Origin of the sequence: Caulobacter sp. AP07 (genome assembly GCF_000281955.1) — a bacterium.
Classification (GTDB): Bacteria; Pseudomonadota; Alphaproteobacteria; order Caulobacterales; family Caulobacteraceae; genus Caulobacter.
Window position 1 is genome coordinate 1 of record NZ_AKKF01000003.1, and the last position, 24,519, is coordinate 24,519.

The window sequence follows — 24,519 nt, forward strand, 5'->3', positions numbered from 1 at the left end:
AGAAGTCCGGCGCGCCCAAGCTCCTCGAGCGCTGCACCCTGCCACTGACCGGGGCGGGCGTCGTCGATCTGCTGATCACCGAGCTGGGCGTCTTCGACATCAACCGCGGCAAGACGCCGATGCGTCTTCTGGAACTGGCCCCGGATGTCACGTTCGACGAGTTGCGCGAAAAGACCGACGCCTGGTTCGCCCTGCCTCAGGGCCTGACGCCGTGACGCCTAGAACGGGCGACCACCCGCGTCATCCCGGAGCGTAGCGCGGGCGACGCGGGCGCCAGGTCGAAGGCCCTGGCCTGGGCCAAACCGCGATCGAAACCCAGGCCGCGCGGTCGCGGCCTGGATCAGCCGTCTAGGCGAGCGTTTCGATCTGGTAGTCGCCGTCCGACCACCCGTTCACGCGCAGCACCGACTCCAGGACGCGTCCGGCCGGCGCCCGCCGGATATAGGCGACGATTCCGATCGCCTGGCCGATGGCGCGATAGGGCACGGTTCGCGACACCTCGCTGATCAGATCCTCGAGCCGGCTGAGCGCCTCACGGGCGCTGTTGGCGTGCAGGGTGGCCAGCCCGCCGGGGTGGCCCGTGTTCCAGGCCTTGAGCATGTCCAGGGCGCTGCCGTCGCGAACCTCGCCGATGACGATGCGATCGGGGCGCAGACGCAAGGCGGCGCGCACGAGATCGGCCATGGTCACCGGCGGGTCGGCGCGCTTGGTCAACAGGGCCAGTTGATCCAAGGCCGAACACTGCAGTTCAGGCGTGTCCTCGCCGATGACCACCCGATCGTCGCGAAAGGCCGGCAGGGCCAAAACCGCGTTGGCCAAGGTGGTCTTGCCCGCCCCGGTGCCGCCGGCGATCAGGATGTTCTCACGCTCGGCCGCCGCCTGGGCCAGCACCCGCGCCTGCGCGGGCGTCATGATCGCCTGATCGACATAGTCCTGCAGGGTGAAGATCGCCTCGGGGCGTTTTCGGATCGAAAAGCAAGGCGCGGCCGCGATCGGCGGAAACACCCCCTGAAACCGCTCGCTGGTCCGCGGCAAGGTCGCGCTGACCAGGGGCTGGTCGCGCGTCACCACCTCCCCGGCATGGTCGGCCACCAGGCGCAGGATCCGTTCGGCGTCGGCCGGGGCCATGTGCTGGCCGCTGAACGCCCTACCCTGGCCGATCCGCTCGATCCAGATCGCGCCGTCCGGATTGACCATCACCTCCACGACCTTCGGTTCGGCCAGGGCCGCGGCCAGCACCGGCCCCATGGCCTGACGCAGCGCCGCGTTCTTGCGCTCCAGCGCCTCGTCCGACCCAGGCCCCATGCTCAATCCTCCGCGTTGTAGATCAGGTCGACGATGCTCAAGCCGTCGGAACAGGCGGCCGAGACCGCGTTCTGAAACGGCCGCAGGGGCGCGGCGTAAGGCTCGACCGCCGTCACTCCGAGCCAATCGATGGGCGGCGCGCCCGGCGTGTCCAGGGTCTCGCGGGTCTGGACGAACCGCGCCCGCTCGCCGTGGAAGAAATCGCGCGTTCGGGCGGCGAACAGCGGCTCGTCGAAATAGCGAATCTTGTCGGCCAGGAACGGCTTGGCGTTGTTGACGAACAGGAACTGCTTGTCGCCCGGCAAGGCCCGGACATCCTGCTCGGCCAGGACATAGCGTTCGACCTCGGCCTGGTTGCGGCTGCGGTGGCCGGTTCCAAACACCTGTCGCGGATCGCTGAAGCTCTCGCGCATTTCCAGCGACCGGCCGGCCCGCTTGACGATGCGCTCGATGCTGCCCGGTTCGGAGGTCGCGAAAGCGGCCGTGACATGACAGTTGTCGAAGATCGAGGTGTGCACGCCATAGTGCTTGAAGACATCGTTGAAGCTCTGGCAGATCAGGTGGGCGGAGATCCCGTAGCCGGCCATTTCGCCCAGGGCGTTCTCCAGGAACGGCAAGGCGCCCAGCTTGGGAAACTCGTCGAGCATCTTCAGCAGCCGATGGCGCTTCCGGCGGCCGCGGCTGTCGGCGTCGATGGTCTCCATCAGGCTGTTGAGGCTCTGGCGCAGCATCACCCGCACCAGGAAGGCCAGACGATCGGCATGGGCCTGGGGCGTGATCAGATAGAAGCTGACCGGCGCCGGCGCGCAGACCAGGTCGCCGATGCAGAAGTCCGACCAGGCGGTGGCGTTGGCCACCAGGGGATCGGCCCACAGGGCCAGGGACTTCTGGGCGGTGGCCAGCACGCTGGAGCGCACCCGCGGCTCCATGCTTCGGAAAGCCGTGGCCCCCAGCCAAACCTCCGGATGGACCTCGGCGATCGTCCGGCCCTCGGCGTCGCGCGCCAGGCCGTCGGCCGCCTCGCCATCGGGGCGCCAGCGATGCTTGGTCCCCAGCATGGCGTCCAGGGTCGGCTCGATGTCGATCAGCATCCGCCGGACATAGGTGAGGTTTTTCAGGTCATCGGGGGCTGTGTAGAGGGCGTGCAGGATCACGCCGGTGAAGAAGTTGGCCGCGCTCTGGTCGAAGAAGTCCAGATTGCCCTGCTTGAGCCCGATCGGATCGACCAGGATGCCGACGATGTTCTGGATGTCGGCGATCTCCATCGGTCCCTTGCGCACCTCGAACAGCGGGTTCCAGCGGGCGGTGTTGGGATCGGTCGGCGCGAAGAAGAAGGTGTGGGAGAAGCGTCGCCGATGGTCGGCGGTGATGTGCCAAAGCTCGCCCTTGCGGTCGTAGACGAACAGGCTCTCGGGCCAGGACAGCACCGTGGGGACCACATGGCCCGCCCCCTTGCCCGAGCGGGAAGCGCCGACGATGACGCAGTGCTCCACGCCGGTGAAGCTGAGCAGCCGGCCCTTGAGCCGCCCCAGCACCCGCCCGACCAGGCGGTCGCCGTGGATCAGGCCCGCGGCCCTGGCGTCCATGAGCTGACCCCAGGCCCCGGCGCCGAACGGCTTGGGCCGGGCGACGAACCGCCGCGTGAGGGCCGCCACGACCAGCAGAGGCCAGATGAACACGCCAAGCCCGATCAAGGCCGCCTGGTCGAAGGCCCGCGGATAGTCGGCGGCGTAGCGGCCATACCAGGCTAGGATCGACCATGGCGGGTAGATTCGCGCCGCGCCGAGCCGGCCCCAGCCGTCGCCGAACGGTCGCGGATAGTCAAAGATCAGGCCGGCCGCCTGGGTGGCGGCCCACAGCGCGGCCAGGACCAGGGCCAGGCTCAACGGGACGAGCCAGCAAGCCTTGCAGGTCGCGCTCATGCCCAGGCTCCGAGAAGGGCCTCAGCAGAGCCGAGCCGCGCGCGCTTGCCAATTCCGGAGTTCTCCAGGGTACGGACGGCGTCGAGGCGACAGCGATGAGTTCATGGCTTCCGGCTGAGCCCTTCCGAGCCGCGCGGCCGCCGCTCGCAACGCCGGAACGGGCGAGGCTTCGGGACCGGTCCGTATCACGCCTCGGCCTTGGAAAATCGCCAAGTCGTTGATCCGACCCGTGAAAAGCACGCCCTCTGACGCGCCGCCATGGCCGTTCCAGATCCGGAACGATGCCTCCGCCTTTCCAGCCCAGTCCTCGCTCTGGGTTCGCTGGCGCCGATGATATTGGCTCAGGCTCCGCCAGGCTGGCCGCCTCCCCATGGCCGACCGGCGGCAGTGGAGATGAGACTCATGTTGAAGAAGATCGCGACAGTGTTCGGGGCGGCCGCGCTGGCCGCATCGATGATGGGATCGCCCGCATCGGCGCAAGTCGGCAAGGACGGCGGCCCGACCGGCGCCTTCACCTATTCGCCCAGCCCCGACACGGCCGCCGTCCAGCGCCAGGCCAAGGCCGTGGTGGAACGCTATCAAGCCGGGCTGAACGGGGCCGACTTCGCCGCCATATCGCGCGAATACGCACCCGATGCGGTCGCGGAATGGAACAATAAGCAGACCGTGGTCGGCGTCGCCGCCATGCGTCCGTCCTACGAGGCGATGTTCAAGGCGATCAAGTTCGACACCGACTTCCAGTACGATGCGGTGGACATCCACGGCGACATCGCGATCGTGCGCACCCACCACCCGGTCGGCCAGGCCGAATTGCTTCTTGCCGATGGTTCCCGGAAGCTGGATTACAACCGCGAGGTCTTCGTGCTGAAGCGGACGGGGCCAGCCTGGAAGATCATTCTCTACAGCTTCAACACTCAACCCCGCCAAGGCGAACAGTAGCCGCCAAGGCCTGGCGGGCCCGATCGGAGACGGGATGCGGATCAAGGACGGCGGACATCTCGATCTGAACGACATGCGTCTGCTGATGAAGGTCGCCGACCATGGCGGCTTCACCGCCGCCTCGATCGCCACCGGCGTGCCCAAGTCGACGCTCAGCCAAAGGGTCACCGCGCTGGAGCAGGCGGTCGGCGAGGCCTTGCTTCGCCGCTCGTCGCGCAGTCTGTCGCTGACCGAAGCCGGCGCGTTGGTCTTGCGGCACGCCCGCCGGATCGACGCGGCGGCGATCGAAGCCGAAGACGCGCTGCGCGGCATGGAGGCGGCGACGGGGACGCTGCGGATCAGCAGTTCTGTGACGCTCGCCCAGTTCGCCCTGGCCCCGCTGTTGCCGCGCTTCCTGGCCGACCATCCTGGCGTCTCGGTGCGGGTCGAAGCGACCAACCGCTATGTCGACCTGATCGGCGAAGGCTACGACCTGGGCCTGCGGGCCCATGCCGCGCCATTGAAGGACTCGGCGCTGACCATGCGCACGGTGACCACCATCCCTTGGACGATCGCCGCATCTCCCGACTATCTCGAGATCAACGGCGAGCCCGAACGGCCTGACGACCTGGCGCGCGCCAGCACCCTGCATTTTGGACCGATCGATATCGAACCGCGATGGACGCTGGCCGCGCAGGGCCAGACGATCGAGGTGAAATTGTCGCCCCGGCTTTGTTCGAACGACATGGCCGCGCTCCACATCGCCGCGCGGGCGGGCGCGGGCGTCGTCGCCTTGCCGCGATATGTCCTGAAGGCCGATCTCGCGTCGGGCGCGCTGCGCCCGTTGCTGCCGGGCTGGGAAATGAGCCAGGCCGCGCTCAGCATCCTCACACCGCCCCGGGGCCAGTCCTCCCGTGTCGCGAAACTGTTTTCCGACTATCTGTTCGGCGCCCTGACGTCCGTCATTCACCCCACCGAAGCCGGCCTATAGCCGCCATCGGCGGCCTTTCGGATGGGCGGGGCGAGACCCGGCGGCGGTCCGCGGCTGGATCCGATCTTGGCGCACCGCCCGTGCGATCCAGACAGATCCCGTCCGACGTCTCAGCCAACATCATCGGACATGGAAATCGACAGGAACCACCACCTCGACCGGATCACCCGGCACCTCGTCGGGCGGCGGCGGCATGGGCGAAGCTCGCCGCACGGTAGCCAGGGCCTCGTCGTCGAGCAGCGGATAGCCCGCGCTCCGCGCGACCCGCACGCTGAGCACCGACCCGCGACGGTCCACGGTGAAGACGACGAAGACCACCCCCTCCTGCCCCACGCTCTGGGCCCGGCGGGGATAGCGGCGATAGGCCTTCAAGCGGCCCAGCAACAGCCCGCGCCAGGTCACCGCCACGCTCTGGTCGCTGGCCGCCGAGGTCCGGGTGGCGGCCAGCACCGGGGCCGGCGGCGCGGCGATAGACGGCGGCGCCGACGCCTCGCGCCGCGTCGAGGCCTTGGCGGCCACATCGTTCGAAGGGGATGCGACGCGCTCGGAATGGGCCGGTAGAACGCCACGTATATTGGGCGGTCGTTGGGTCTCGCGAACCGCCGGCGTCTCAGCCGACGCCGGACGGTCCTTGGCTTCAGGGCCTGGCGGGCGCTCGTCCGCGGGCCGGGCAGGCGCGGTCGCGGTCGCAGCGAGTTCGACCATGATCGCCTGGATCGGTTCGGCGGGAGGCGCCGGGCGGTCCAGGCGCAAATAGGCGCCGGCCGCCAAGATCAGATGCAGCGTCACGGCGACACAGAGCGCCAGGCTCCAGCGGCGCATCGCCGCCTTCCTTGGCGGATCGTCATAGGGAATTTCGAGCACGACCGACGGCGGCCTGGCGACCTGCAGCATCAAAACACCCGCTCAAGTTTCAGGCTCGCCGCCACCTTCTCGTAGGAGAACAGCCAGTCGATGCTGCTGGCGACCTTGGCGTATTGCACCGTCAGGCTGGGCGTCAGGCCGACCATCTTCAGGCGCGGCGCGCGGACGATCGCGGTGACAGCTTGCTCGTCGTCGCGGCGGCGGGCCTCCAAGGTCTCGTTGACGGCATCCCAACGCTTGCGGCGCACCGAGGCGAAGACGTTGGCGTTGAGGCCCGCGAACGTCGGCGTGACAGCGCCCAGCCGCAAGCCTGCCTGTCGATAGGCGTTGACCGGCTGGTCGGCGTCCTTGTCCGCGAGGTCGAAGCCGCCGAACACCGTCCAGCCGTGCTTGAGGCCGCGCAAGGCGGTCAGGAACAGCGAGGCCTGCGCCCCGTCGAGCGGGGCGAAGGCGGCCTGACGATAGCGCAGGACTTTATAGTCGCCCTCCAACTTGATCAGGGTCGATGGGCCGAAGGCGCGGCTGAGCTCGATATGGACGCCGGGCGCATCGTAGAGTCGTTGGGCCCCCAGGGTCCCGATATCGAGCGACGGAGCCACCCCTAGGGCCAAGCCCGCGGTGCGATAGTCAAAGCCCGCCTGGGCGATCAGGGTCGCCTGGCTGTAGGCGCCCTCTTCGGGATAGAGCTCGCCATAGGCCAAGGCCCGCAAGCTCAGCCCGCTGGATCCCCGCAGCGGCATGCGGCGATTGAGGGCGGCTTCGAAACTGACGCTCGCCGCCCCGAGGGGATCGGGGGTCTTGCGGTCGAAGAAGCAGAGCCCGTCGGGACCGGGCAGCAGGCAGGCATAGCTGCCGGAGGCCTGGTTGATGTTGCTGTTGTAGCCCGGTCCAAGGGCCAGCGAACCGCGCCAGGCGCCACGCTGGCGCAACGCGGCGACAAAGCCCTCCACGCTGCGGCGCACGCCCGCCCCACTCGGCTCGCTGGTCGGCAGATCGGCCAGGATCGCCTGGAAGGCGGACAGGGCCTCGCGGTCGTGCTGGTTCTCGAACAACACCCGGGCCAGTTCGATCCGGCCCGGCATGAAGTCCGGTTTCAGCGTCAGCAACTCGCGCAACGCCCGTTCGGCGGCGCGCAGGTCGCCGTCCTGGCGGGCCAGCAGGCCCTGGGCGTAGCGCACCAGCATGGGGTCGCGCTCGGGAAGGGCGAGATAGGCTTTCAGGAACCGGCGAGCGTCTGGCCACTGGCGACGCGCCAGCGACAGATACAGCGCCTTGCCCACATCGTCGGCGCCGGGACCCACGGCGTAGGCCTGACCGTCGATCACCAGCACGGCGGGCGAGGCCTCTTCCAGAGTCTTGGCCTCACGCTCCGCCGCCTTGCGCGACAGATCCTGGTTCAGGCGCAGACGGGTGTCGTCGTCGCTTTGGGCCCGCGCCGCTCCGGCCAGGGCCAGCAGGGCCAAGGCCGCGCAGCCGGCGGCGATGCGGATCGGGAAACATTTGGGGCGGGTCATGGCGGGCGCGACGCGAACACGGCTTTGGGCGGAGGCTTTCGCCCCCGCCCATCGCGTCTCGCGTCGTTGGCGTCCTAGTTCTTCGTGCCGCCGAAGGCGGTGTCATACTGGCTGTTGCCGCCGAAGGTGACGAGGCCCGCCAGGGCCGCGGCGTTGGCGCCGAAGAACTGGCCGCTGACGCTGCCACCCGAGGCCAGGGTGGTGGACTGCGTCGCCGTGGCGTTGCTGGTGGTGCTGGCGATGTTGGCGCCGGAGATGCCCACCGAGCCGATGTTGACCGTGTAGCCGGTCGAGGCGCTGGCGATGCTTCCGCTCAGGGTGCTGGCGCCGAAGTTGGCCGTGAAGGTTCCGGTCAGGGGGCCGTTGGCGGCGTAGCCGCTGATCCCCTTCACCGCATAGGTGGCCGAACCCGTGGTCGGGACCGTCGTGCCGGTGTTGTCGCCGACATAGTAGACGGTGTGGGTGCCGTCAGCGACGTTGGCGGTGTCCGACCATTCGCCGAAATAGAGGTCGGCGTTGCTGACCTTGGCGAAGTTGAACACGCCCATGCCGTTGTGGCTACCGGGGGCGCTGGAGGGGCTGTTGATGGTGGTCACGCCGTTGACCGGCGGGATCGAGGCCTGCAGGCCCGCGAAGTCGACGTAGCTGGAAAGGCCGATGCCGGCGACGGCGACGCCCGGCTTGCCGGAGGTGTGCGGACCGGCGTTGATGGTGCTGGTTCCGACCCGCAGTTGGGTCGTATCGGTCGATTGGCCGACGATGGCGGCCTGGGCGACGCCGCACAGGGCCAGGGCGGCGATGGGCGCCAGGATCAACGTCTTGAAGGTCGAACGGGTCATCTCGTCTTCTCCGATGTTGTGGTGTTGGGTCTAGGCATCCAGCGGTCGCCGCCACGCCGGGGAATTCCGGCGCGCGAAGGCCGTGAATTTCGTCAATAGCGGGCGGTCATGCTGAGCTTCAGCGTGCGGCCGGGGGCCGGCTGGGCTGTCCGCGTCAGGGGATCGGTGTAGTAGCGATCATTGAGGTTCGTGCCGGTCAGCTCGAAACGGATCTTGTCGTTGAGCTTGAAGTTGGCGTAGGCGTCGACCGTGACGATCTCGCCCCAGATGTAGGGGGTGTTGGAGGCATAGCCATCGACACGAGACGCCCTCGGCCCACCGATGAAGCGTTCCAGCTCGGGATTGTCGTAGGCGCTGTAGTAGGCGCCGCGCAGCCCCACCTCGAGCCGCCGCTGCAAGAAGCGGCCGCCGAGATTAAGGTAGACCGAGTCCTTCGGCGTGGCCTGGGTCAGCAGATAGCCGCCAACGAAACCGTAGTTGACGCAGTCGGGCACGACGCCCGTCATCGGCGCCTTGAGGATCGCGGCCTGGGCGTCGCAGGCCTTGTTCTTGAAGCTGTGCGAGGCGCTGAGGTCGGCGAACAGGCGGCCATTGTCGTAGCGGGCCTGAAGTTCCAGCCCCTCGATGATCTGCTTGTCCAGATTGCTCAGCACAAGCTGCGTGCTGCGCTCGATGACGTTGCGGGTCCTGTTGTGGAAATAGGTCAGCTTGACGTCGGCGCGCTGGCCGTCGGGCAGCGACAACAGGCTCGACAGGTCGTGGACATAGGCGATCTCCCAGGTGCGGGCGTGCTCGGGCTTGAGCGGCTTGGCCGGGGTCGAGGCCGAAAAGCCGATCGTGCTCTCGAACATGCTGGGGAAGCGGTAGGCCTCGGCGTAGCGGACATAGGCCCGCGCATTGGACGTGAAATTGAAGGTCGCCGAAGCGACCGGCGCCCAGTCGTCGCCGCGCTTGGTGGCGCTGGTGGCGGTGACCGGCGCCTGGTTGATGATGGCCGAGCAGTAGCCGGTGGCGTTGGCGACGCTGGTCAGGAAACCGTTGACGCAAGGGTCGGTGGCCCGGGTGTAGCGGCCCTCGCTGTCGCGCGGCCAGGGAATCGTGTTGTTGACGGTGCGGCCGTTGACCAGGGTGCGGTAGATGACCTCGGCGTCGGTGAAGACGTAGTTTGTAAAGACAATGCCCTTGTCGATCTGCTCGGCCAGGAAATCGTCGAACGCCCAGTAGTGCGAGTAGCGCGCGCCCGCCGCCAGGGTGATCTCGGCGGTCGGCCGCCACTCGAAATTGGCGTGCAGGTTATACTCCTCGCGCCGACCCGCGCGGGGGTACTGCCGCCAGCCGTCGAACGTGCCGTTCCAGACGTCCGGCGAGCTCAGCTTCTCGTGCTGCCAGTCGCCGGCCAGGACCAGGTCCAGTTGGGGAGCCAGGCGCATCTTGTTACTGGCCGACAGGCCGTAGCGATCGTTCTTGGCGTTGGCGAGGGCGGTGTCCTTGAGGATCGGGTTGGCGGCGTTCTGGGCCCAGTTGGGGAAGCCGCCGGCGTTGTAGGCGTGGCTGTTGGTGCGGGTTAGCCACAGCGTGGTCTTCAGGTCGATCCACCGGCCCTGAGGCCAGAGGCGGTAGTCGAGATTGTAGGCCGTGGCGTGGACCTCGCTCAGCGGCCACTGCACCTTGCCCATGCCGTTGGAAGTGGTGGAGATGATCCGCGAGGGCATCACCTCGCCATAGGTCGTGACGCTGTCGCGCACGCCCAGTTCCAGCGCCTGGCGGTCGCTGATCTTCCACACCAGCTTGCCCAGCCACGAGCTCATCTCGCTGGAGGTGTTGGGCGCCTCGTTGCCGGGCTTGTAGTTGAAGGCCAGGCGCTTGAGCAGGTCCTGGGGGCCGGAGGGGGTGGGCAGGTTGGTCTGGCTGTAGAAGTCCGCCTCGGTCTCGCCGGCATAGTAGTTGCCGCGCTCGCGCCAGGCATAGGCGGCCAGCCACTCGATGGCGTCGGTACGGCCGGCCACGGCCATTCGCGCCGACCGGTCGCCCAGCGACAGGGTGTCGTTGTCGCTGGCGGTCTTGGGCGTCACCTGGACGTAGGGGTCGTCATAGGGGCTGCTGGGAAACCCCACCACGCCGGGCGATCCGGGAAAGCCGGGCACGTTGCGATAGTCCTGGCCGGTCAGCAGGGTGGGCAGGCGCGGCTTGACCGAATTATTGCCGCCCTCGACACGAACCTCGGCGCCATAACGCTGGCCCTCGCGCAGGATGTCGTCGGGCCTCAGGGTGCTGATGATCACGGCCCCGCCGGTCGAGCTATGGACCCCGCCGGTGAGGGACGGACCTTTGAGAACCTGCAGGCCGCCGATCAGGCTGGGATCGATATAGCTGCGGTTGTTGGCGCCGTTATAGCCGCGCCAGACCGTCAGGGCCTGCTCGCCGCCGTCGATGATCACCGGCACGCGCCCAGGTCCCTCGACGCCGCGCACGTTGGGGTCCAGCGCGCCGCTGTTGCGCGCGTCGCCGCTATAGACATTGACCATGCCCTTGAGGACGTCGGCGGGGCTGACGCCCTTGTAGCGCTCCACCGTCTCCCGGCCGGCATAGGTCGACGCGCCGTCGACGTCGTAGACCCCGTCGTAACCCAGCGCGTCGCGGGCGGTCTGGACCGCGTCGCCGCCGACCGCGCCCTCGACCTGCAGGGCGTCCGTGACGACCGCCCCCCGCTCTGCCGCCGGCGCGGCGTCGAGCGTGACCACGCCCGGACGCACCTCGCGCCAGGTCAGGCCGCTGCCCGCCAGCAGGCGCGAGAGAATTTCGCCCTGGCTGAAGCGCCCGCGCACGGCCGGCGCCTTGCGCCCGTACGGGGCCTCGGCGGCGTAGACGACCTGGATCTTGGTCTGCAGCGAGAACCGCGCCAGGGCCTGGGGCAGCGGCTGGGCGGGAATGGCGACCTCATAGGTCGCCGGCGCCTGAGCCATGACGGCCGTCGCGCCCAAGACCGCCGGGCTGGCCAAGGCCAACGCGGCCCAAAAGGAGAGCCGCACGCGGGCGCGCGCTTGGCGGCGGGGAACTTTCGGCGTCATCATCGTCGGGATCGGTCTCGTCTCGGGCGTCGCCGCTATTGCGATCAATACGCATTTGCATCTTATAGAAACTAAGACGAAACCCGACTGCGAGATCCCCTAGCGGGCCCGCCGGCTTTTTTTGAGCGCCACACGAAGGCCCCCTGCCGGATCGTTCAATAGATCAGGACAAACCCGCCCAGGCGCGCGGCGCGCAGGCCTAGCGAGGCCGTCAGGGCGTCGAGCGCGGCGTCGGGCTGGCCGATGTCAAACGCTCCCGAGACCAGCCTGCGTCCCGACGCTTCGCCGCGCAAGATGATCCGCCCGCCACGATAGCGGTCGATCTCCTCGACCACCTCGGCCAACGGACGGCGATAGACGACGAGGCGGCCATGACGCCAGGCGTCGATGGCGGCCGGATCCTCCAGGACCTGGGCCAGGGGCGTGGCGTCGCCCAGCCAAGCCCCCTGCCCGGCCCGCACCACCGTCGCTCCCCGTGCGCGCGCCGGCTCGACCCGCACCGCGCCGCGCAACACGCTGACTTGCGCATTCTTTCCGCGCAGTCGCACGTCGAAGGCCGTGCCGAGCACCTGGGCCCTGCCCGCCCGGCTCTCGACGATGAAGGGGCGGCCCGGATCGTGGACCACGTCGAAGAACGCTTCGCCTTTCACCAGCCGCACCTTGCGTTCCCCATTCCGATAGCGGACGTCCAGCACGGTGTCGGTGTTCAGCGTGACCTGACTGCCGTCGGCCAGGGCCTGGCGACGCATGGCGCCGACCACCGTGGAAAGACGCGTCCCGTCGCGCGGTCCCTGGATGAACTGGCCGCTCCCGATGGCCAGCACCACGCAGGCCGCCAGCCCCGCGGTGATCGCGACCGCGATCGGCGCCCGACGACCGGGACGAGCCGTCGTTTCCCGCACGCGCCTCGGCCGCGCCCGGTCCGGCCCGAGCGCCAAGTCCATCACGCGCAGGACAGCCTCGGCCTCGGCCATGGCCAAGGCCCGGTCAGGTCCTTCCGCCAGCCAGGCGGCATGTCGGGCCAGCAGGGCGTCATCGGGCGTCTCGCGCAGCCGCAGCACCCAGCGCGCGGCGGCTTCGGCCAGGGCGTCTTCGTCGTCGACCTTCATCTTCATGCGGACTTGCGGTCCCTCCCGATGGAAAGACGAACCGGCGATCCCGCTCCCCCTAGTCTCACCCATCGCCGCGCGCGTCCCGCAGGCGCCGGCGGCAATGGGTCATGGCCCGCGCCAGATGGTTTTCGACCGTGCGCGACGAGATCCCCAGGCGATCGGCGACCTGCTGCATCGTCAGGTCCTGGCCGCGATAGAGCAGGATGACCGCTCGGCACTTGTCGGGCAATTCAGCGATGGCGGCCTGGACGATCGCCATCTCCTGGCGGCCGGCCAGAACCTGGAAGGCCGACGGCGTCTCGCTGCGCGCGTCCAGCGGCAGGTCTCCGGTCGACACGCGCCGGGTCTGGGCCGCCGCCTGCCGTTGCCGGTCGATGACCAGGTTGGCGATGAGCCGACGCAGATAGCTGATCGGATTGATGACGGTCGCACCATCGAAGCCTGGCGAGCGCATCAGGTCGGACAGCTTGATCCAGGCGTCCTGCATGACATCGTCGGCCAGACTCGCCGACCGGGCCTTGCGGAACGCAAAACGCCTCAGGTCGTCATAATGGGCCTCGAGCAGACCAGGCAGGTCCGGAGCCGTTCGCCGCTCGCCAGTTCGCCGCATCGCCCCGCCATGACGCATAAATATGCGAGTAATTCTCATTTGCGATGCACTGTCTACGCAGGACCGGCTCAAGCGTCAAAGCCGCGACCTTGGCGTCGACCGGTTTCTTCTGCGCCCTTGAGAACCATGAGCGGGCGCTGGCGACCTCCTTTCTTCCAAAACGGGGCCCAGACGGGTCGTACGACTAACGCTCAGGACCCAAACCGGGCGCTCGGCCGCGCATCAGGGCCAAGACCTTGTCCAACGCCGCTTTTTGGGCGGCTGGCGCATGGGCCTGGACGGCGTCGACGACGCGACGATCCACCTCGCGCACCGCCTGACCCACGCCCAGCCGCATCTGCGACGGCGCCACCATGGTCGCCTGGCCAAGCTCGCGGGCCACCATCAGCTTGGTGCGCGTGCGCGCGACATTGTCGATGCGCTTGTCGGCGCGCTTGATCTTGCGCTCCAAGGTTCGGGCGGCGCGACGCGCCTCTTCGGCGGCGTGCTTGGCCGGATCCAGCCGCGCGGCGATATAGGTCCGGCCCGCGTCACTGCGCAGCCAGTCGCGACGCACCGACAGGCGGACCTCGGCCAGGCGGTCGGCGACCCGCGCCCTGGCCAAGGCGTTGAGCTCGGCGTGTTTGGCCCAGATCATCCGCGCCGGATCGCGGATCCACCGCAGGAGTTGGCTGCGGCGCGCCCTCCCCTGCTCGATCCGATACTCGGTCCGGGCCAGACGGCGCTTGGCCTCGGCGCGGTGCGCCACCGCCTCGCCCACCACCTCGCCGGCGATCGCCCGCGCGGTCGGCGCGCTCGGCGCCGTCAGGCGCGACAGATCCCTCGCCCAGTTGGAGCGCTCGCGCACCATGGTCTGATGGATAGCCTGGAACTCACGGATCACCGCGTCGATCGGATAGGCCTGTCGCGGCAAGGCCTGGGCCAGGCCGTCCTCGATCTCACGGATCCTCGCCGGTCCTTCGCGCCGCTCGTCGTTGCGCCCGGCGATCGCGCGATTGATGTCGCCACGATCGGACGGCTCGCCCCGCCGTTCCATGCCCGAGGCCGAGGGGCCCAGGTGGATGGTCGGTTCGCGACCCTGGCCTTGGGCCGCCAGGCTCAGGTGGCTGACCTGCGCCGCGTCCGGGCCCAGGTGCTGGCGAAGATGCAGGTTCTGGACCTGCGCCCATTCCAGCCGCAGGGCCTTCACCGCGTCCGGATTGTCCCAATCTCGCGCCTTGAGGCCAAAACCTTCGGGGCCGACATGGCGCGTCGTCACCAGGATATGGGCGTGGTGATTTCGGGCGTCGCCATGGGCGTCGGGAGAGTGGATCCCGTAGTCGGCGATCATGCCCCGCGCCACCAGGCTTTCGGCGATGAAGGCCCGCACCAAGCCATGACGCTGCTCGTCGGAGAACTCGTAGGGTAACGAGATCAGGATCTCGCGGGCGACGCGGGAGTCGGCGCGCCTGTCGGCCGTCTCGGCCGCGTTCCACAGCCGCTCACGGTCGGCGAACGCGTCCGGCGCGGCGTCCGGCGCCATGATCCCGGAGAAGACCACCCCGCTCTTGGCGCTGTAGTCGAACAGCATTTCGAGGCGCTCGTCGTGAAGGCGCGTGGCCGAGCGATAGGCCGACGCCGCGACGGACGAGCGTCCCTCCACGCGCTTGATCGCCTGAACCTCGAGCCGAAACTGGGCCACCGCGTCCTTGCTCCATGCCTCGTCCCGGCCGATCGGCCGGGACGCTTGGCGCCGCGCCGCGCGCCGGATCGCTAAGGGGCTTGCCCCTTGGCTCGACGTCCCGGGCAACGCCCAGGATCGGGCGTCGAGGGGTGTCGGGCGCTCCCGACCGCAGGCGTTGCGCAGCAATGCATAACTGCGCCCTTGTCACTCTACGTCGCCAAGGGTTACCCTCCCCCTCACACGAAATCAAGCCGCAGCCCGTCGCTCGCACTCCGCCCCTCGTTTCGCCACCTGGTCCTTGCCCATGGATCCCGCCGACAAGCCCGTCCGCCGTCCCCGCCAAAAGCCGGAGTCCGAAACGACCCGGAAGCGTCGACTTCAGGCCCTGGCCGTGCGCCTGGCCGACCGCGAACATCGCGCCGCCACGGCCCTGGCCATCCTGACCGGGGCCCTCCCCCGCGCCCGGGGTCACGTCACGCCACTTGAGAAGATCGCCGACGAGACACGGCGTCTTGAGGTCTGGCGCGCCCGGGTCGAGCGGCTCGAAGCCCTGCTCGACCGCACCGAACGCAAGCGCGAGACCCGGGCCAAGATCGTGCTGGGCGCGACCCTGCTGGCCGAGGCGCAAGGTGATCCCGACGACCCATTGATGGCCCGGATCATGGAGATCCTCGACCGGCGGATCGACCGGCCGCGCGACCGTCTGGCCATCGCCGAAATGCTCGACCTGCCGCTGGCGTCGATCAAGGCGGCCGCGCCGGCGGAGCTGCCGGACTTCGACGCCTTGGCGCGGGCGGCGATCGCCGGCGATGAGGGTTTCGTCGGCGCTGCGCGCCGCTCCGGGCGTGGGCGCAAAAAGGGGGGACAGGCCCCCCTCCCCTAGTCGTCCGTCCAGGCCAGGATCCGGTCGATCGCCGCCTCGCTGTCGGCCTTGATCTGCTCGTAGCTGCGACCGGCCGGCCGGAAATCGAAGGCGAGCATTTCGATGTCGATATGGTCGAAACAGAACACCGCCTTCATCGCCGGATCGGCCAGGGCCTGGCGATAGAGGTCCAGGGCGTCCTGGCGATCATCGCTCCAACGACGGATGAACCCGCCGTTCAGCAGGTCCAGCCGCACGCCGTAACGCGGCTGGCCCGTTGCGACGTGCATGGCCCGCAGGTCCGCGGTGAAGGGATCTTCATTGTGTTTGACGATGACGGTCATGATCCTGATCTCCTCGACGACGCTCCCATCGAGCGCCTTGAAATCGAGCTCCATGTCGGGCCCCGGCCAGTCACCGGAGGGGTCGCGCAGCGGCCCTGGAGGGGAACCCGCGCAGCGGGTTGACGGGCTGGGTGACATGGGACGATGGGAAAAGGCGCCTCCAGGCTCAGTAGGCGGGGCCACGCCGTCGCAAGGCGACGGCGGCGAGATCTCGCGGAGATCTCGTCAGCCCGGCCGGGCCCAACGGTCAGACGTCGATCCGACGGCGCACGGCGCGTAGCGACCGCGCGCCCTGAGGATCGCGAGCGCGGCGTTCTCGGTCGGGCCGCCTTGCGCCGTGAGGCGTCGAAGGCCGTCCGGTCGCCCTTACCTGCGGACGGGAACGTGACGGGCCACGCCCGTCTTCGTCGCGGCGCCAAAAGGGCGACGGCGGGCTTGGCGGACGCCAAGGCTCAGCGGCCGACAGGGCGCTTCTACGGCCCTGGACAAAAAGGGGGGCCAGGCCCCCCAACTCAGTCGCCGACGTAGCCCTGCATGCGCAGCGCCACCCACTGATCGAAGAACCGATGGTCTTCCAGTCGCCCCTGGGCGTTGAGGTCGTCGCACCAGCGGATGACCGCGTCGCGCTCGTCGTCGGACAGTTTCGCCCAGGCCGCCGCTGTCGCTTCGCACCGAGCCACCCGTTCGGCGTACTCGGCCCGATGTTCCAACTCAGCCTGGTGATCCATCCAATCGACCACGTGGCTGTAAGCGTCGTCGCCCAGACGGATCGTTGGCGCCCGTCCGATACCGGTTTGAAGGAAGGTCTCAAGGAACTTGAACATGACGAGGTCTCCGCAGGGCCGCTCCCGGTGAGCGGCGTTGACCCGGCGGGACACGGCGGGGTCCCCTCCTGTCACCGGAGCGATCGCTCGCGATCGTGCAGGGGAACGGCGAAGCCGTTGACAGGTGGGGCGCCGTGACACGATGGGACGACGTCGCCACCAGTCTCAGTAGCCGTCGCCCCGCCGACGCTTGGGTCGGCGGCGAGCCCCGCTAGGGCGAGCCAGCGACGGCGGCCCCGCCCCGCCGCTAGGGTCTGGCCTCGACGATCCGGCCGTCCGCCAACACGAAGAGGCCCCGCGCCCCGACCGCCTTGGCCACGACCTCCGGGGACGCACCCTCCCCGCCCCGGCCGCCCGCCGGCACGAAGATGGTGCGACCGGCCTGGTCGCTCGGCGAAATCGCGCGTCCAGTTCCGCCGGCCATCCGCGGATAGAAGGCGTGGTCGCCGATCACCGCGCTGGGCGCGGCCCCGCCGAAATGCACTAGACCCGGCGAGACGGTCCCAGCCGCCGCGCGCTCGGCGACGATCCTGGGATTCTGGAAATAGAGCGCGCCGCCGGTCAGGTCCGGCAGCCGTCCCTCCAGGGCGAGATTGAGGATGGTGTCGATCCGGGCGCGCTGCGCCCGCCCCGCCGCCGGCAAACCTCGCCAGTCGCCGCCGGCGCGCATGACCGGCTCGAATTGGCCCCGCGCATTGACCACCTGGTCGACGCTGTCGCCCCAGACGCCGGAGGCCAGCCGGTTGAGGATGGTGTAGACCACCCCGGCCAGCCCGCTGTCGCCCTGCCCCGCCGCCTCGGCCAGGGTCACCCGGGCGATGGCGTCGCGGGCCGACGGCGTGTCGACCAGGACGCGCAGCCGACCCACTACCCCAGGCGACGCCGAGACCGTCGGCTGCGCCTGGACCGGGTGGGGCGCCATCGCCGCGACGAGGCCCAGGGCGACCCAGCCGACCGCGGCTGTAAGATCCCCGGCCCTCATGACGGCCTCGATGGGCCGGGCGACGCCACCAAGGCTCCGAGCGGCTGATAGACGCCGATGACGTCGGTGCGACGCACTGGACCGTAGTAGCGGCTGTCGAAACTGTTGGGGATACGGGCGGAGAACACGAAGTACTCGTCGCGGCGCAACTGGCGACAGCCGCCCCACTGGGGCAGCGGCCGTCCCCGGCGATCAGTCCGCGCGATCGCCGCCAGGATGCGGCCATTGATCGCCAGGTGCTGGGCGGCGGCGCAGACCGCGTCGCCCTCCCCGGCCCGGATCGTCTTGAGGATGCTCGTGCGCGCCCGTTCGGGCATGGCCGCCCCGACATAGGGCCACGCGCCCGGCGGCGGCCGAAAGGCGATCACCTGGCCGACCGCTGGCTCGGCCGACACCCGGACATAGAACCCCAGGGGCTCGCTGGGCGAGGTGTTGAGCAGAAGGACAGGCGCGGAGAGCGCCGCCTGCGCCAGGGCGATTGGCAGCGGAAGTAGGCCGATCAAGGCGATGCGCGCGCGCCGGTGCATAGGGCAAGGCTTTCACGCGAACCGGCGCGCGACAATTCCGGAGAAATCCAGGGGCCTGACTGTACGCCCACGGTTCCCCGCGTTGCCAATGGGCAATCGAGCGAGCGTTCGGCCCATGGGGGTCCGTCACGTCTGGCGCCGTCGCCCAAGGTTTGCCGCCGCCTGCAAGCCGCTGGAAGGGCCGCTGAAGGCCCGGAACGCAGGTTTTCGGAGGAAGACCGCTCCCGACGACCGAGGTGGTCCTGAGACCTTTCGGCCGAGCGGGCGTCAAGGCCAGGATCTCGCGCCCAGGTGTCGCCGAGAAGAATGGGGATCTCACGGTCGCGGCGCCAAGGCGACCAGGGCCGGCGGTGGGCGTTCCCCCGCCCGCTTCCTGTCCCGAGCCGGGGGATCAGGGCCATCCCTTCTGGCCCTGAATTCCCGGCGGCGTCTCAGCTGCGCCGTTAGAGATAATGTTATGGAAGAAGTTAGTTAAGTTAAGGGCTCTTCGACCCCATAAATCTGACATGAAAACAATATCTTACCGAACCCCCGGGTGGGCGATAGACCGTGGATCGGTGTCTGATCCCCCGAGGGTGTGGTGGGCGTTACCCCGCCGCCGGCGTGGGTGATCCCCCGGCGCTGTCCACAGGCGGCGCTCAATCTTGCTCGGTGGGTGATAGACCGATGGTCCCGGTGGACCTCTGGTGGGCGAAACCCCGAAGGTTTCGACCCGTTTCCAGCCCCCGCGGGCCCCGGAGGACCGTTTCATCGGCCTTGGGAGTCCCGCGGTGGGTGAAACCCCGAAACTTGCCCCCTCCCCGCCCCCTGGCGACCCGGCCGGTGGGCGAAACCCCGACAACCGGGGCATTGTGCGGTGGGCGATACCCCGAAGGATGGCCGCCGAGCCGGTGGGCGAAACCCCGAAGGGTCGCGATCATCGTCCCGGAGTCGAAAACAGCGGTCAAAAACGCCGCCCGAAGCGGTTTTTAACCGTCTGTTTACCAATTTGGCGGGCGCCGAGGCGACTCTGGTGGGTGATAGACCGTCAGTCCGCGCCAGGCCGGAGGTTTAGAATTACGTCTCAACACCTTGATTTAACGTGATAAAATCAATCCAGGTGTGTGATAGACCGTTAGGCCTCGCCCGTCGGGAGGCGACGCTTGGCCCAAGGCTCCGAACGGCCGTCGATCTCGTCGGCGCGGCGATCTTCCCGCTCGCGGCGCGACAGCGCCGCGGTCTCGGCGTCCAGTTCGGCCTGCAGTTGGACGCGCTCGACGACGGACCGGCGGATGAAGCGCACGGCCTGACTGCCGTCGCCGGCGGTGACGAAGGCCATGTCGTATTCAGGCAACTCGTTGATCTCGACGATCTTGCGCAGCATCCGACTGAACTCTTTGGGCTCGCTGTCGGAGCCGGTCTTCTCGTGCAGCAGGCTGACCCGGCAGGTCCAGCCGTCGTCCTGGTCGCCGGCGTGCTTGCGAGCGATCCGGTAGATCGCCCGCTCCAGGCCGCCGGAAAGCTGGAAATAGTCGGGGTGCATGGTCAGCACCGACTTCTCGTTGATGATCCCCTCATAGACCCAGTCCGAGAGGGTGATCTTCAGGGCGATCGGCTTGTCGGTGATCGGATCGACCTCGACTTCCCAGCCGTCCAGCCAGCTGAACCGGCGGTCGCGGCCACGCTTGGCGCGGATCGAGGTGAAGATGGTCGTGGTCGCCAGACGGTCCAGGGCCGCCTTCAGGTCGTTATAGCCCTTGCCGCCGGTGTCGCGCTGGATCGAGCGCAGCAGGTCATAGGCGGTGACCTTGAGCGCGCGCGGCGGATCGTCGTTTCGCCCGTCGGCCTTGAGGCGGTTGAGGGCGCTGGCCGCCCAGATCAGGATGTCGCCGTCCCAGATCGTGGCCATGCCGTAGGCGGGCACGGCCTCGACCTTCACCGAGACCTCGCCGTCGGCGCTCTTGTACTCGATGGGCTTGAGGCGTTTGCGCTTCTGCAGCGAGAAGAACGGCCGCTCCATCGTCTCGCGCTGATCTTTCAGGGAAAGATCGCGCATCAACGGGATGAAGAGGTCGAACTGGTTGTTGCGGTCCTTGGGGGCCGTCATGCGCCCTGCCCTACTCGAATGTTCAATCGACCTATCGCGATTCGCCCGGGCGACGGCTCGCGTCGCGATCGCGCCCTCCTGGCTGGGGCCCGGCGACAGCGAGACCCCGGCCAAATGCGCAAATGGGTATTTGCCCAAATCCACTTTTGCCCAGGATCTCGTTCCGCCGGCCTATTTGCGCACCCGCCGGCCGTCCGCCGGCAGGTTGGCCAGGTCGACGGGGAAGTCCTTGGCCGCCAGTGCTTCCAGGATCAGGTATTTCACGGTGACCCGTCGCCGAAGCGCCTCGAACTTCAGCGCCGTCGACAGCGCATCGTCGATCTCGAACTTGATCGAGGTGGCCCGCTCCGCGCCGCCGATCGCGACGGCCGGCGGCGCGCTTGGGACCGGTTTGGCGGCCTTGAGCTTGGGATCGGCCCTGGCGGGCTCGGCCCTGGCGGGCTCGGGCCTGACGGCCACGGGCGCCGGAGCGGCTGGCGCGGGCGGCGCAGGCTTGGCCACGGGCTCGGCCGCCGACTCGCCGCTGGACGCACGCCCAAAGCCAAGGTCGCGAGTCGCCTCCTTCAGCGCCTCGGTCGCGGCGCCGTCGTTGATGGGACGCGGACGCGGGGCCGGCTGGAACACCGGACGGGCGACTTTCTCGGTCATGCTCTTCCCTCCCCGCCTAAGCGGCCTGCGCCTGGGTGGCCAGGGCTTCCAGAAGTTCGGCCAGCACGGCGGCGACCTCCCGGCCGGCCTTGGGGTCGCCAGTGGGCCCGCTGGGCGTGTCGCCGGTGAAATGGATCTGCTGATAGGCCGCGCGCTGGATGATCTCGGTGCTCATCACCGGAATGTCGTTGTCGCGGATCTCCTGGCGCGCGTGGCTGGCCACCCGGCTGTTGAGCGTTCCCATCTGGCTGAAGATCACGCGCGCGGGGATCCGGCGCTTGAGCATCTTCTCGGCCCGACGAACCACCTCGTAGGTGCGATAGACCTCCTGGAGGTCCATGCCCGAGACCTTGGTCGGGATCAGCACCAGGTCGCTCTCGGCGATGGCGTAGGTGACCGACTGCGAGGCCGCGCCCTCCAGATCCACGAAGACCAGGGCGTACTGGCTGGCGGCCTCGGCGATGACGTCCTGAATCTTGGTCTCGTTGGACTCGCTGATCACCGTGACCTTGCAGTCGTCGCCGGCCCGAGCGCGCCAGGTGGCCACGTGGCCGTTGGGATCGCCGTCGACGATCGCGACCGACCCGCCCTGACGGGCGAAGGCGTCGGCCAAGCACATCACCAGGGTGGTCTTGCCCACCCCGCCCTTCGTCGAACAAACGCTGATGACCGCCATGACGCCGCTCCTCTATGGGGCAATGGGCAAATGGGGATTTGGGGAAGCCCGCTTTTGCGTAAATAACCGTATGGGCAATTGGTGAACAGGGTATTAACCCAAATGGGCAAATGAGGCTTCGAGGTCATGCGGAAACGCTCTTTTCCCCAAAAACTCAAAGCCTCGTTCGAGGAAACCCCCTTCTGTGGAAGATAACATTTGCCGATTTCCCCTTTCGGGCAAGTTCGTAAGTACGTATCTGAGTAAATACACTTTACCCCAAATGGGGCTTTGGGTATTTGCGGAAGCGCGGAACACCCCAAGATCCCACTTGCCCAAAATCCCGTCGCGATACCCGACGCCCCGGGAGGACGGACTAGCAGATTCCCCACTTCCCCATTTGCCCAATTCCACTCTTCCACGCTTGCGCCGCCAGCGCCGGCCTCGAACACGCCTTGCTGGCGGGGGCAGGGGAGGGGCCCTACCCGACTAGAGCCGCCAGGCGCGATAGCGCGAGCGGCCGCTGACCTCCATCAACGAGGCGCCCATGCTCGACAGGAGCCGACGGGCCGAGTGGCCGGCGACACCCAGATGCTCGGCGGCCATCGGCGCGCTGACCAGGGGGCGGGCCAACAACAGATCGAGCAGATCGGCCGACCGGTCGTGGGCGCGCCGACCGCCGATCCGCCTGAGCACCACCTGGCGCGCCAGTTCCAGGCGCCTCATCTCCGCCAGACCGGCTTCAGCACCCACGGCCATGATCTTCAGCCAATAGGTCAGGCGCACGATCGCGGGCGCCATGAAGCCCCGCGGCGGCTGCAGGTGGGTCCGCCGCGGGGTCTCCAGGCCCAGCAGGCTGGAGCGGGTCCGCCCGGACACGCGCAGCGACTGGGCGACCATCACCCCGCCGACATAGTTCTGGCGGGGGAGGGGATTGACCAGCCGCCAGCCCTCCAGGGCGGCGGCGGCGCGCAGCAGGGCCGGCGCGCTCTCCGGAAGACGATGTGTCCAGGCGATCCACTCCTCGACGGCGTCAAGCGGATCGGCCGTCTCGCCGCGCCCGAGCGCGCGAAGCTGGTGGGCGAGTTCACTGAGGAGGTCGCGGGCCTCGGCCGCGACGTCTCGAACGTCGGCGTCGGGCTCGGCGGGCGCGAGGGGGAGATGCGGCGGGTCGCTGCGATAGCCCGCCAGCCAGGCCGCGCCGGCGGCCGTCTGCAGTTCCGCGCCGACGCCGCGAGCCTTTCGCCGCGCCCGCACCAGGCCATAGGTGGCGCGCAGGGCCTGGTCGGGCAGGCGCGCATCCATCTGCGCGTCATGGAGGACCAAGTCCTCCATGTCGACGATCTCGCCGCTAACCCAGCCCCAGGCGTTGGCCTCGGCGAAGTCGACGCGCGCGGCCCAGCCCTCCGCGAAAGGGCAGGTCTGGGCCCGCGCATCCAGGCGGCTCACGCTGTCCTCGGCGCGCGCCAGGCCCAGAAACAGCCCCTCGATGGAAGCGTCCAACAAATCGCGTTTTCCCGCCAAAAACAGTGAGCATCAGTGACACACACTTTGTGCCATTAACTGTGCGTTACGCCAATCCGCGAAACGACCCGCCCCGGAGGTTGGACCTCCGGGGCGGGCGAGGCGCGATCAGGCCTCTTCGTCTTCGAGGTTGGTCTCGGGTCGGTCGAGCGACTTCAGTTCATGGCCCGGGCCGGCGACCACCACCTTGGTGAAGTAGTGTTCCTTGTCGTCCTTGTCGGTGTAGCGCTCGTTGCGGATCTCGCCCTCGACATAGACCTTCGAGCCCTTGAGCAGCGGCCGCGATTCCAGCCACTTGACCGTCCCGGGGCTCCAGATCTCCACCTGGTGCCAGGTGGTGAAGTCCTGCCGCTCGCCGCCTTTCTTGGTGTAGCGGCTGGTGGCGACCCGCAGCACGGCGACCTTCTTGCCCTTGGGGGTGGTGCGGATTTCCGCGTCGGCGCCGGTAAAGCCGATCAGTTGAGCCTTGTTCAGCATGGTCTTTCTCCGTCTTCCGCCGGGAAGGGCCCCGGCGGCCCGCGGTCCTTGCCGCGATCACGCGAACCGGCTGGGCGGGGAAGAGGGCAGGGCCAAAGCCCGCGAGCGCTGGAAACCGGGCTGCACGCCGCGCAGCGGAGGAAGGCCGGAGGGTCCGGCGATCGCGCCTGGCGCAGCCAGGTCGGCTTTGACCCGGCCCGCCCCGCCCTAGGGATGGCGTGATTGATCGCGCAGGACCGATGGCTCGTCCGGGGGCTCATCCCGGAAAGTCGATGCAAGACCCTGCCGAGCAAGGCGACGTCGGCGAACCCTCGACGCGGAGACCGCGCCGCCCCGAGGACGACAACCGGCCCCGCTGACGGCTGCCGCCGACCACCACGCCGGACAGGTCACGAAGGCGACGCCGCCCCGCGCCAGGCGAAGATCTGGCGTCCCACGCGGCTTGGCGAGATCGCCCCGTCCTCCAAGGGCTCGAAGGTCCACGGCGAGGCGAGCGGCCGAGCGCCGCCGATCCGCCGGAAAGACGCGCTTTTCCCAAGGCTGGTCGCGTCCCAAGCCTCGCGCGTCGCCCGCCCGTCCCCAAGCCCATCCCGAGTCCGAAGGCCCCGCGCGCGCCGCCCCGGAGGCCTCATCTCCAGAGCGGGCCGCCAAGCCTCAGGGAACGAATCGCCAACCGCTAGGACTCGTCGCCGAACCTCCATTCACCCCTAGATCTGGCGTTTCGTTCCACCTTCATTCTCTCGGAAAAAGACGACAGACGCGGCGGCTGACGCCGCCGCGCCTC

Annotated in this window: 22 protein-coding genes and 1 pseudogene; 5 read left to right on the forward strand and 18 right to left on the reverse strand. The window is 68.6% G+C overall.

Features of this window, described 5'->3' with window-relative positions:
• Positions 1 to 215 (forward strand): annotated as a pseudogene (locus PMI01_RS00030) (succinyl-CoA--3-ketoacid-CoA transferase); the annotation flags it as partial.
• A gap of 133 nt (positions 216 to 348) precedes the next feature.
• On the opposite strand, the gene trbB reads toward PMI01_RS00030, so the two are convergent.
• Together trbB and PMI01_RS00040 are read right to left on the reverse strand one after the other, a co-directional pair.
• The gene (gene trbB, locus PMI01_RS00035) at positions 349 to 1,305 is read right to left on the reverse strand and encodes a P-type conjugative transfer ATPase TrbB (protein WP_007661395.1); all 957 of its coding nucleotides are present in this window, start codon (positions 1,303 to 1,305) and stop codon (positions 349 to 351) included.
• A 2-nt stretch (positions 1,306 to 1,307) separates the two neighbouring features.
• Positions 1,308 to 3,227: a type IV secretory system conjugative DNA transfer family protein gene (locus PMI01_RS00040; RefSeq protein ID WP_007661398.1), complete on the reverse strand. Its 1,920-nt coding sequence runs from the start codon at positions 3,225 to 3,227 to the stop codon at positions 1,308 to 1,310.
• Between the two features lie 402 nt (positions 3,228 to 3,629).
• Between PMI01_RS00040 and PMI01_RS00045 the strand changes: the two genes are divergently transcribed.
• Positions 3,630 to 4,166 (forward strand): YybH family protein, encoded by a 537-nt coding sequence (locus tag PMI01_RS00045; RefSeq protein WP_007661400.1) that lies wholly within the window; start codon positions 3,630 to 3,632, stop codon positions 4,164 to 4,166.
• A gap of 34 nt (positions 4,167 to 4,200) precedes the next feature.
• A complete protein-coding gene (locus tag PMI01_RS00050; RefSeq protein ID WP_007661402.1) occupies positions 4,201 to 5,136 on the forward strand; it encodes a LysR family transcriptional regulator in 936 nt (311 codons plus the stop codon).
• A 120-nt stretch (positions 5,137 to 5,256) separates the two neighbouring features.
• Here PMI01_RS00050 and PMI01_RS00055 read toward each other — a convergent pair whose 3' ends face one another.
• The 4 genes from PMI01_RS00055 to PMI01_RS00070 form a co-directional block, all read right to left on the reverse strand.
• Positions 5,257 to 6,030 carry an energy transducer TonB gene (locus tag PMI01_RS00055; protein WP_081497606.1) on the reverse strand — a complete coding sequence of 258 codons (774 nt, stop codon included), beginning with the start codon at positions 6,028 to 6,030 and terminating at the stop codon, positions 5,257 to 5,259.
• Complete coding sequence (locus PMI01_RS00060) at positions 6,030 to 7,514, reverse strand: surface lipoprotein assembly modifier (RefSeq protein WP_007661406.1); 1,485 nt, start codon at positions 7,512 to 7,514, stop codon at positions 6,030 to 6,032. Before PMI01_RS00060 ends, PMI01_RS00055 begins: the two co-directional genes overlap by 1 nt.
• A 74-nt stretch (positions 7,515 to 7,588) precedes the next feature.
• Entirely contained in the window at positions 7,589 to 8,353 is a 765-nt protein-coding gene (locus PMI01_RS00065; RefSeq protein ID WP_007661409.1) for a Slam-dependent surface lipoprotein, read from the reverse strand.
• 92 nt (positions 8,354 to 8,445) lie between these two features.
• Positions 8,446 to 11,316 carry a TonB-dependent receptor gene (locus tag PMI01_RS00070; protein ID WP_202948056.1) on the reverse strand — a complete coding sequence of 957 codons (2,871 nt, stop codon included), beginning with the start codon at positions 11,314 to 11,316 and terminating at the stop codon, positions 8,446 to 8,448.
• On the opposite strand from PMI01_RS00070, the gene PMI01_RS27630 reads away from it, so the two are divergent.
• Complete coding sequence (locus tag PMI01_RS27630; protein WP_202948057.1) at positions 11,315 to 11,524, forward strand: hypothetical protein; 210 nt, start codon at positions 11,315 to 11,317, stop codon at positions 11,522 to 11,524. The two genes, PMI01_RS00070 and PMI01_RS27630, sit on opposite strands and share 2 nt — an antisense overlap.
• Positions 11,525 to 11,576: 52 nt before the next feature.
• Here the strand turns inward: PMI01_RS27630 and PMI01_RS00075 are convergent, their stop codons facing one another.
• The 3 genes from PMI01_RS00075 to mobQ all read right to left on the reverse strand — a co-directional run bounded on the left by PMI01_RS00075 (position 11,577) and on the right by mobQ (position 14,824).
• A complete protein-coding gene (locus tag PMI01_RS00075) occupies positions 11,577 to 12,536 on the reverse strand; it encodes a FecR family protein (protein WP_007661414.1) in 960 nt (319 codons plus the stop codon).
• A 58-nt stretch (positions 12,537 to 12,594) separates the two neighbouring features.
• Positions 12,595 to 13,143, reverse strand: coding sequence for an RNA polymerase sigma factor (locus PMI01_RS00080; protein WP_007661416.1), 549 nt, complete (start codon positions 13,141 to 13,143; stop codon positions 12,595 to 12,597).
• A gap of 184 nt (positions 13,144 to 13,327) precedes the next feature.
• A complete protein-coding gene (gene mobQ, locus PMI01_RS00085) occupies positions 13,328 to 14,824 on the reverse strand; it encodes a MobQ family relaxase (RefSeq protein ID WP_007661418.1) in 1,497 nt (498 codons plus the stop codon).
• A 286-nt stretch (positions 14,825 to 15,110) separates the two neighbouring features.
• Here mobQ and PMI01_RS00090 point away from each other — a divergent pair, with 286 nt between their 5' ends.
• On the forward strand, positions 15,111 to 15,689 hold the full coding sequence (locus tag PMI01_RS00090) for a hypothetical protein (RefSeq protein ID WP_007661420.1): 579 nt from the start codon (positions 15,111 to 15,113) through the stop codon (positions 15,687 to 15,689).
• Here PMI01_RS00090 and PMI01_RS00095 read toward each other — a convergent pair.
• The 9 genes from PMI01_RS00095 to PMI01_RS00135 all read right to left on the reverse strand — a co-directional run bounded on the left by PMI01_RS00095 (position 15,686) and on the right by PMI01_RS00135 (position 23,735).
• The gene (locus PMI01_RS00095) at positions 15,686 to 16,066 is read right to left on the reverse strand and encodes a hypothetical protein (RefSeq protein ID WP_035033746.1); all 381 of its coding nucleotides are present in this window, start codon (positions 16,064 to 16,066) and stop codon (positions 15,686 to 15,688) included. The genes PMI01_RS00090 and PMI01_RS00095 overlap by 4 nt on opposite strands.
• Before the next feature lie 458 nt (positions 16,067 to 16,524).
• Positions 16,525 to 16,836 carry a hypothetical protein gene (locus tag PMI01_RS00100; RefSeq protein ID WP_007661424.1) on the reverse strand — a complete coding sequence of 104 codons (312 nt, stop codon included), beginning with the start codon at positions 16,834 to 16,836 and terminating at the stop codon, positions 16,525 to 16,527.
• A 247-nt stretch (positions 16,837 to 17,083) separates the two neighbouring features.
• Positions 17,084 to 17,818, reverse strand: a complete 735-nt coding sequence (locus tag PMI01_RS00105) for a cell wall hydrolase (RefSeq protein ID WP_007661426.1) — start codon at positions 17,816 to 17,818, stop codon at positions 17,084 to 17,086.
• The gene (locus PMI01_RS00110; RefSeq protein ID WP_238536973.1) at positions 17,815 to 18,321 is read right to left on the reverse strand and encodes a S26 family signal peptidase; all 507 of its coding nucleotides are present in this window, start codon (positions 18,319 to 18,321) and stop codon (positions 17,815 to 17,817) included. The genes PMI01_RS00105 and PMI01_RS00110 overlap by 4 nt, the downstream gene beginning before the upstream one ends.
• A 1,138-nt stretch (positions 18,322 to 19,459) precedes the next feature.
• Positions 19,460 to 20,431, reverse strand: a complete 972-nt coding sequence (locus PMI01_RS00115) for a replication initiator protein A (protein ID WP_007661435.1) — start codon at positions 20,429 to 20,431, stop codon at positions 19,460 to 19,462.
• 171 nt (positions 20,432 to 20,602) lie between these two features.
• Positions 20,603 to 21,079 (reverse strand): hypothetical protein, encoded by a 477-nt coding sequence (locus PMI01_RS00120; protein WP_007661436.1) that lies wholly within the window; start codon positions 21,077 to 21,079, stop codon positions 20,603 to 20,605.
• A gap of 16 nt (positions 21,080 to 21,095) precedes the next feature.
• A complete protein-coding gene (locus tag PMI01_RS00125; RefSeq protein ID WP_007661437.1) occupies positions 21,096 to 21,755 on the reverse strand; it encodes a ParA family protein in 660 nt (219 codons plus the stop codon).
• Between the two features lie 468 nt (positions 21,756 to 22,223).
• The gene (locus tag PMI01_RS00130) at positions 22,224 to 23,237 is read right to left on the reverse strand and encodes a DUF1612 domain-containing protein (protein ID WP_035033749.1); all 1,014 of its coding nucleotides are present in this window, start codon (positions 23,235 to 23,237) and stop codon (positions 22,224 to 22,226) included.
• 129 nt (positions 23,238 to 23,366) lie between these two features.
• Positions 23,367 to 23,735: a single-stranded DNA-binding protein gene (locus PMI01_RS00135; RefSeq protein WP_007661439.1), complete on the reverse strand. Its 369-nt coding sequence runs from the start codon at positions 23,733 to 23,735 to the stop codon at positions 23,367 to 23,369.
• Between the last annotated feature and the right edge of the window lie 784 nt (positions 23,736 to 24,519).